6 protein-coding genes are annotated in these 7,236 nt (G+C 73.1%); 4 read left to right on the forward strand and 2 right to left on the reverse strand.

What is annotated here, in order from left to right:
* Positions 1-1,100, reverse strand: a 1,100-nt coding sequence (gene pdhA, locus J0670_RS24880) for a pyruvate dehydrogenase (acetyl-transferring) E1 component subunit alpha (RefSeq protein ID WP_207813890.1), incomplete at its 3' end; no start/stop codon positions are given.
* A 164-nt stretch (positions 1,101-1,264) separates the two neighbouring features.
* Here pdhA and J0670_RS24885 point away from each other — a divergent pair.
* A complete protein-coding gene (locus J0670_RS24885) occupies positions 1,265-1,711 on the forward strand; it encodes an Lrp/AsnC family transcriptional regulator (protein ID WP_207813891.1) in 447 nt (148 codons plus the stop codon).
* A gap of 29 nt (positions 1,712-1,740) precedes the next feature.
* Here J0670_RS24885 and J0670_RS24890 read toward each other — a convergent pair whose 3' ends face one another.
* Positions 1,741-2,325, reverse strand: a complete 585-nt coding sequence (locus J0670_RS24890; RefSeq protein ID WP_207813892.1) for a TetR/AcrR family transcriptional regulator — start codon at positions 2,323-2,325, stop codon at positions 1,741-1,743.
* Between the two features lie 167 nt (positions 2,326-2,492).
* On the opposite strand from J0670_RS24890, the gene J0670_RS24895 reads away from it, so the two are divergent.
* The 3 genes from J0670_RS24895 to J0670_RS24905 all read left to right on the forward strand — a co-directional run.
* Positions 2,493-3,758 carry a glycosyltransferase family 39 protein gene (locus J0670_RS24895; protein WP_207813893.1) on the forward strand — a complete coding sequence of 422 codons (1,266 nt, stop codon included), beginning with the start codon at positions 2,493-2,495 and terminating at the stop codon, positions 3,756-3,758.
* A 148-nt stretch (positions 3,759-3,906) separates the two neighbouring features.
* Positions 3,907-5,607: a phenylacetic acid degradation protein PaaN gene (gene paaN / locus J0670_RS24900; protein ID WP_207813894.1), complete on the forward strand. Its 1,701-nt coding sequence runs from the start codon at positions 3,907-3,909 to the stop codon at positions 5,605-5,607.
* A 154-nt stretch (positions 5,608-5,761) separates the two neighbouring features.
* The coding region (locus tag J0670_RS24905; protein WP_207813895.1) for an FAD-dependent monooxygenase at positions 5,762-7,236 on the forward strand (1,475 nt) is incomplete at its 3' end.

Genomic DNA, 7,236 nt, shown 5'->3' on the forward strand with positions numbered 1-7,236 from the left:
AACTGGGCTGCCTGCTCCCGTAGTTGCTGGGTCGGCTCGGCGTAGACATGGGTGAACAGCGCCATCGGGTCGAGTTCCGGGTCGGCGTGGAACTCGGCCCGCATCCGGGCCGCCAGCGCCTCCGCCTCGTCCGCCGCCTCCTGCACCAACCGGTCGTCCAGCAGGTCGAGTTCGCGCAGCGAACGCTCCATCAGCAGGATCGGGTCGTGCTCCCGCCAGGCGGCCACCTCGGGCTCGGTGCGGTAGCGGGTGGCGTCGTCGGCGTTGGTGTGCGCCTCGATGCGGTAGGTCAGCGCCTCGACCAGGGTCGGGCCGTCGCCGCGGCGGGCCCGCTCGACCGCCTCGGTGAGCACGCCGTGCAGGGCGGGCGCGTCGTTGCCGTCCACCAGCCGGCCCGGCATGCCGTAGCCGACGGCCTTGTGGGCCAGGGTGGGCGCGGCGGACTGCGCGCTGAGCGGGACGGAGATCGCGTAGCCGTTGTTCTGCACCAGGAAGACCACCGGGGCCCCGAGCACGGCGGCGAAGTTCAGCGCCTCGTGGAAGTCGCCCTCGCTGGTGCCGCCGTCGCCGAGCATGGCCAGCGCGACCACCGGCTCGCCGCGCAGCCGGGCGGCGTGCGCCAGCCCGACGGCGTGCGGGGCCTGGGTGCCGAGCGGGGTGCAGAGCGGGGCGGTGCGGCTGGCGCGCGGGTCGTAGCCGGTGTGGGCGTTGCCGCGCAGCAGGGTCAGCGCCTCCAGCGGGTCGACGCCCCGGGAGACCACGGCGAGGGTGTCGCGGTAGCTGGGGAAGAGCCAGTCGCGCTCGCCGAGCACCAGCGCGGCGGCGACCTGGCAGGCCTCCTGGCCGGTGGAGGCCGGGTAGACGGCGAGGCGGCCCTGCTTGGTGAGGGTGGTGGCCTGCTGGTTGTACCGCCGGCCGACGACCAGGCGGCGGTACAGCTCGCGCAGCAGCGCGGGGTCGTACTTCTCCAGCCCGGGGGTGCCGAGCACCCGGACGGGGGAGACGTCCGGCAGGAGCGGGGCCGGATCGGTGCGCGGGGCGGTGGCCCCGGGCAGCCAGCCGGGCACGCCCGTGTGGTGTCTGTGGTCGAGAACGGTCATCTCGGGGCACCTCCAGGGGTCTCGGGGGCTCCCTACCGATTGTTCGGTCGTCTGTTCATCTTGACCAGAAGCGTGACAAGGTGGTGGACATTCGGCCTGAGCGGCGGTCGACTGGTGGCAGTGCGTCCAATCGGTGGGGGTGGGGGGTCATGTCGGCTGAACAGATGTCCAGACTCGACCGGGTCGACCGGTCGATCCTGCGGCTGCTGCAGCAGGACGGTCGCGCCTCCATCCGCTCGGTGGCCGAGCGGGTGCACGTGTCCCGGGCCAACGCGTACGCCCGGATCTCCAGGATGGTCGAGGACGGCGTCATCCGCGGCTTCACCGCCAGGGTGGACCACGAACGGGCCGGGCAGGCCGCGTCCGCCTACATCACCCTGAAGATCGTCCAGAACTCCTGGCGCACCGTGCGCGAGCAGCTGCTGGAACTGCCCGGGGTCGCCCACATCGCCCTGGTCGGCGGGGACTTCGACGTGCTGCTGCTGGTGCACACCGCCGACAACCGGGCCCTGCGGGAGCTGGTGCTGAACCGCATCCAGTCCATCCCGCAGGTGCTGGGCACCAGGACCATGCTGATCTTCGAGGAGACCGACCAGGTCCCCCCGGACTGACTCGAGGGGTCAGCGGATGACCCAAGGGGTCAGCGGGCCCGCAGCCCGTCGAAGGCCAGGTGGACCACCGCGTCCGCCACGCCGTCGGCCGCCTTGAGGCCCGGTCGGTACCACTCCACGATCGAGTTGATCATCCCGAACAGCAGCCGGGTGGCCAGCCGCGGCTCCACGTCCGCGCGCAGCGCGCCGTCCGCCACCGCCGCCCGCAGCAGCTCGGCCACCTGGTGGTCGAAGTCCCGCCGCCGCTCCAGTGCCCACTGCTCGGTGGCCGTGTTGCCGCGCACCCGCAGCAGCAGCGTCACGTACGGCAACTCCGCCAGCAGCACCTCCGTGGTGCGCCGCACCACGTGCTCCAGCCGCTCCACCGCCGGGCCCTCGACCGCGGCCGGCTCGGCCAGGATCGCGAACAGCCCGTCCAGCGCCCGCCCGACGGCCAGCCGCAGCAGCTCCTCCTTGCCGCGGACGTGGTGGTAGATGGAGGACTTGGAGATCCCGGCCGCCCGGGACAGGTCCTCCATCGAGGTGCCGTCGTAGCCGCGCTCGTTGAACACGTCGACGGTCACCGCGAGCAGTGACTCCACGGTGTAGGCGGTGCGCGTGGTGTGATCGGCCATCCTCCGAGTATCCCCGGCCGCCGTACGCGGTACGCGATCGGGTCGGCCGGTCCCGCCGCGGCCCGCTCCGGTCCGATCCGGTCAGATTGGTCCATGCCAGGGCGGGGGCGGACCGCCTAGACTCTGCGGACGATCGTCCACGTCCAGCAGGCTGGGGTCCACGGCTGATGAACGCAATACCGGCAGTCGCCTCCGACGTGCCCGAACAGCGCAGCGGCGGCCCGGAGGACGTCCCGCAGGGCTGGCAGGAGCGCGGCCGGGCCCTGGTGGTCCGCTTCGGGCCTGCCGTGTGGTGCTACGCGGTGCTGAAGCTGATCGGCTTCACCGTCTTCATGAAGCTGCTCACCTTCGCCGGCGACTACGCCACCAAGCCGGCCCGGTTCGGCGGCGGCGCCAACCCCTGGGACGTGGTGGCCAGCTGGGACGGCTGGTGGTACCAGCAGGTCGCGCAGTTCGGCTACCACCCGGCGCTGGTCGCGATCCCGAACGGACCGGTCGGCTTCAACGTCGAGCAGAACTCGGCCGCCTTCTTCCCGCTCTACCCGGGCCTGATGCGGCTGACCTCGGACGTCACCGGCCTCGGCCTGTACGGCGCCGGGATGCTGGTCTCGGTGGTGGCCTCGCTGTTCGCGGCCGCCGGGATCTACGCCGTGGTGGAGAGGATGTCCGGCCCCCGGGCGGGCGTGATCGCGGCCGGGATCTGGGCGATCGCGCCGGGCTCGGGCGCCGAGTGGGCGGTCTACTCGGACTCGCTGTTCGTCGCGCTGGCCGCCTGGGCCTGCTACTTCGTGATGACCAAGCAGTGGATCGCGGCCGGGGTGATCACCCTGGTCGCCGGGCTCAACCGTCCGACCTCGGCGGCGCTGATCGGCGCGGTCGGCCTGGCCGCGATCGTCGAGCTGTACCGGCGGGAGAGCGGCGTCCTGCGCCCGCTGGCCGCGATGCTGCTGGCCCCGATCGGCCTGCTCGGCTACGTGGCCTGGGTGGGCTGGCGGACGGGCGAGTGGGGCGGCTACTTCCGGCTGCAGCACGACGCCTGGCTGCACTACTTCGACTGGGGGCAGGGCACCTGGCACGCGATCCGCGGGGTGCTGCTGGGCCGCAACGACTACCCCTTCGCCTTCCCGGTGCCGGACCTCCTGGCCACCCTGATCGTGCTCAGCCTGCCGGTGCTGATCGTGCTGCTCGTCCGGCTGCGCCCGCCGCTGGTGCTGACCGCCTACACCCTGGCGACGATCGTCTCGGTGCTCGGCAGCCTGGGCATCTTCGGCAACGTCTCGCGCTACCTGCTGCCGGCGTTCCCGCTGTTCATCGCGCTCGCGGTGGGGATGCGCAAGCTCAGCTGGCCGGTGCTGGCCGCCGTGCTGGGCTCCGGCGCGGTGGCCTCGGGCTGGTACGCCGGATACGTGATCTTCGAGCTCGGCGTGCCGTAGACCGGCCCCGTCCGACCCCTGGGGGGCGCGTCCCGTATGGACGCGCCCCCCGTTCTTTTGCCGCGATCCGTCCGCCGCACCCTCTTGAGCCGACCGATCGTTCGGTTACTCTGTGCGTGTCCCGTCCTCCCCTCTGAGGAGCGCACAGATGTCCGCAGCGGTCACCCACCCCCTCGTCAGCGAGCTGGTCGAGCGCCACCAGGCCACCCTGGACGCCGCGCTCGCCGCCGCCGCCAAGCGCGACTACTGGTCCCCGTACCCCGAGTTCCCGAAGGCGTACGGCGAGAGCGGTGCGGCGGACGGCAAGGCCGCCTTCGACGCCCTGCTCGGCAAGCCCTTCGTCCTCGACGGCCACCCCACCGACGGCGACCAGGTCGGCGGCGAGGCCTCCCCGTACGGCGTCGAGCTGGGCATCACCTACCCGCACGCCACCCCGGAGTCGCTGATCTCCGCGCTGCGCGCCGCCCAGCCCGCCTGGGCCGCCGCCACCCCGCTGGAGCGCGCCGCCGTCAGCCTGGAGATCCTGCACCGGATCAACGCCCGCTCCCACGAGTTCGCCCAGGCCGTCATGCACACCACCGGCCAGGCCTACGGCATGGCCTTCCAGGCCGGCGGCCCGCACGCCCAGGACCGCGGCCTGGAGGCCGTCGCCTACGCCTACGCCGAGCAGACCCGGCTGCCGCGGCGCGCCGACTGGACCAAGCCGCAGGGCAAGCGCGAGCCGCTGGTGATGACCAAGGAGTTCACCGTCGTCCCGCGCGGCCTCGCGCTGCTGATCGGCTGCAACACCTTCCCCACCTGGAACGGCTACCCGGGCCTGTTCGCCTCCCTGGCCACCGGCAACCCGGTGCTGGTCAAGCCGCACCCGAGGGCCGTCCTGCCGCTCGCGCTGACCGTGCGGACCGCCCGCGAGGTACTCGCCGAGGCTGGCTTCGACCCCAACCTGGTCTGCCTGGCCGCCGAGCACGAGGGCGGCACCGTCGCCCAGGCCCTCGCCGTGCGGCCCGAGATCAAGCTGATCGACTACACCGGCTCCACCGCCTTCGGCGACTGGCTGGAGGAGCACGCCCGGCAGGCGCAGGTCTACACCGAGAAGGCCGGCGTCAACGCGGTGGTGATCGATTCCACCGACGACTACAAGGGCATGCTGGGCAACCTGGCCTTCGCGCTCTCGCTCTACAGCGGCCAGATGTGCACCACCCCGCAGAACCTGCTGATCCCGCGCGGCGGCATCGCCACCGACCAGGGCGACAAGTCCTTCGACCAGGTCGTCGGCGACCTCGCCGCCGCCATCGAGGGCCTGCTCTCCGACGACGCCCGCGCCGCCGCCATCCTCGGTGCCGTGGTCAACCCGGGCGTGCTGCAGCGCTCGGCCGCCGCGGCCGGCGGAGAGTACGGCGAACTCGCCCTCGCCCCGCGCGCGGTGACCTCGCCCGACTTCCCCGGCGCGACCGTCCGCACCCCGGCGCTGGTCAAGCTCAACGCCGACAAGCCGGACGACCGCTCGGTCTTCCGCACCGAGTGCTTCGGCCCGGTCACCTTCGCCGTCGCCGTCGAATCCACCGCCGCCGCCGTCGAGTTGCTGCGCACCACGGTCCGCGAGCAGGGCGCCATGACGGCCACCGGCTACACCACCTCGCCCGAGGTGGAGGCCCTGCTGGTCGACGCGGCGCTGGACGCCGGCGTCTCGCTCTCGCTCAACCTCACCGGCGGCGTCTACCCCAACCAGACCGCCGCCTTCTCCGACCTGCACGGCACCGGCGCCAACCCGGCCGCCAACTCGGCCTACTGCGACGGCGCGTTCGTCGCCAACCGGTTCCGTACGGTGGAGGTCCGCCGGCACGCCTGACCCACACCCGACCCACGAGTGAAGCCGGGCCCCCGGTGGCCGTCCGCCACCGGGGGCCCGGCGGTTCACACCTTCCACAGCGCCCGCGATGATGGAGGCTGGGAGAACGCCGGGAACGGCGTCCAACCGCCCTCTGAACAACGGGAGCTGATACATGGCCGTCAAGCCGACGACCGAAACCGACGTCCTGATCGTCGGCGCCGGACCGACCGGACTGCTGCTGGCCGGCGACCTCGCCGCCGCCGGAGTCGGCGTCACCCTCCTGGAGAAGCGGGCGGCCGAGTCCAACCTCACCCGGGCCTTCGCGGTGCACGCCCGCAGCCTGGAGCTGCTGGACGCCCGCGGCCTGGCCGAGGAGCTGATCGCCACCGGCCGCCCGCTCGGCGCGCTGACGATGTTCGACCGCGTCGCCATCGACCTCCAGTCGCTGCCCACCCGCTTCCCGTTCGTCCTGATCACCCCGCAGTACAACGTCGAACGGCTGCTCCAGGAGCGCGCCGAGCGGGCCGGGGCCGTGATCGTGCGCGGCGCCGAGGTCACCGGGCTGAACCAGGACGCCGAGGGCGTGACCCTGGAGACGAAGGACGGGCGGAGCCACCGCGCCCGGTACGCGGTCGGCACCGACGGCGTCCGCTCCACCGTCCGCGAGCTGCTCGGCATCCCCTTCCCCGGTGAGTCCGTGGTGGACTCCGTCTCCCTGGCCGACGTCCGGCTGGAGCACGAACCCGCCCAGGCGATCACCGTCGGCGCCAACGAGGCCGGCTTCTCCTTCATCGCCCCCTTCGGCGACGGCTGGTACCGGATCATCGCCTGGGACCGCCACGCCCAGCGCTCGGACGGCACCACCCCCACGCCGGAGGAGCTCACCGCCATCGTCCGGGCCACCACCGGCGAGGACTACGGCCTGCACGACGTGCGCTGGAGCTCCACCTTCCACAGCGACGAGCGCCAGGCCCCCAACTACCGCTCCGGCCGGGTCTTCCTGGCCGGCGACGCCGCCCACTGCCACTCCCCGGCCGGCGGCCAGGGCATGAACACCGGCCTCCAGGACGCCGCCAACCTGTCCTGGAAGCTCGCCGCCGCCCTCCGGGGCCGGGCCACCGACGCGCTGCTCGACACCTACCAGAGCGAGCGGCACCCGGTCGGCCGGATGGTGCTGCGCACCTCCGGCGCGCTGATCCGGCTCGCGCTCGCCGAGTCCGCCCCCACCCGCGCCCTGCGCGGGGCGCTCAGCGCGCTCGGCAGCCACCTCGACCTGCTCACCGAGCGCGGCGCCCGGCTGGTCTCCGGCATCGACATCTCCTACCCGGCCCCCAAGGACGCCCACCCGCAGGTCGGCAAGCGCGTCCCGGACCTGCGGCTGACCGCGCTGAGCAAGCCCGCCGAGGGCGAGCCGGCCGGCCCCGAGCGGCTCTACGAGGCGCTGCGCGCCGGGAAGTTCGTGCTGGTCAGCAATGACGAACTGGCCGCCGCCGAGCCCTGGGCGGACCGCATGGTCTCCGCCGCCCCCGCCGACCCGCACGGCAAGCTCGCCGACACCGTCCTGCTGATCCGCCCGGACGGCTACGTCGCCTGGGGCGCCGTCGACCCGGGCCAGCGCGAGTTGACCGCCGCCCTCACCGACTGGCT

Origin of the sequence: Streptomyces sp. FH025 (assembly GCF_017427025.1) — a bacterium.
Classification (GTDB): domain Bacteria; phylum Actinomycetota; class Actinomycetes; order Streptomycetales; family Streptomycetaceae; genus Kitasatospora.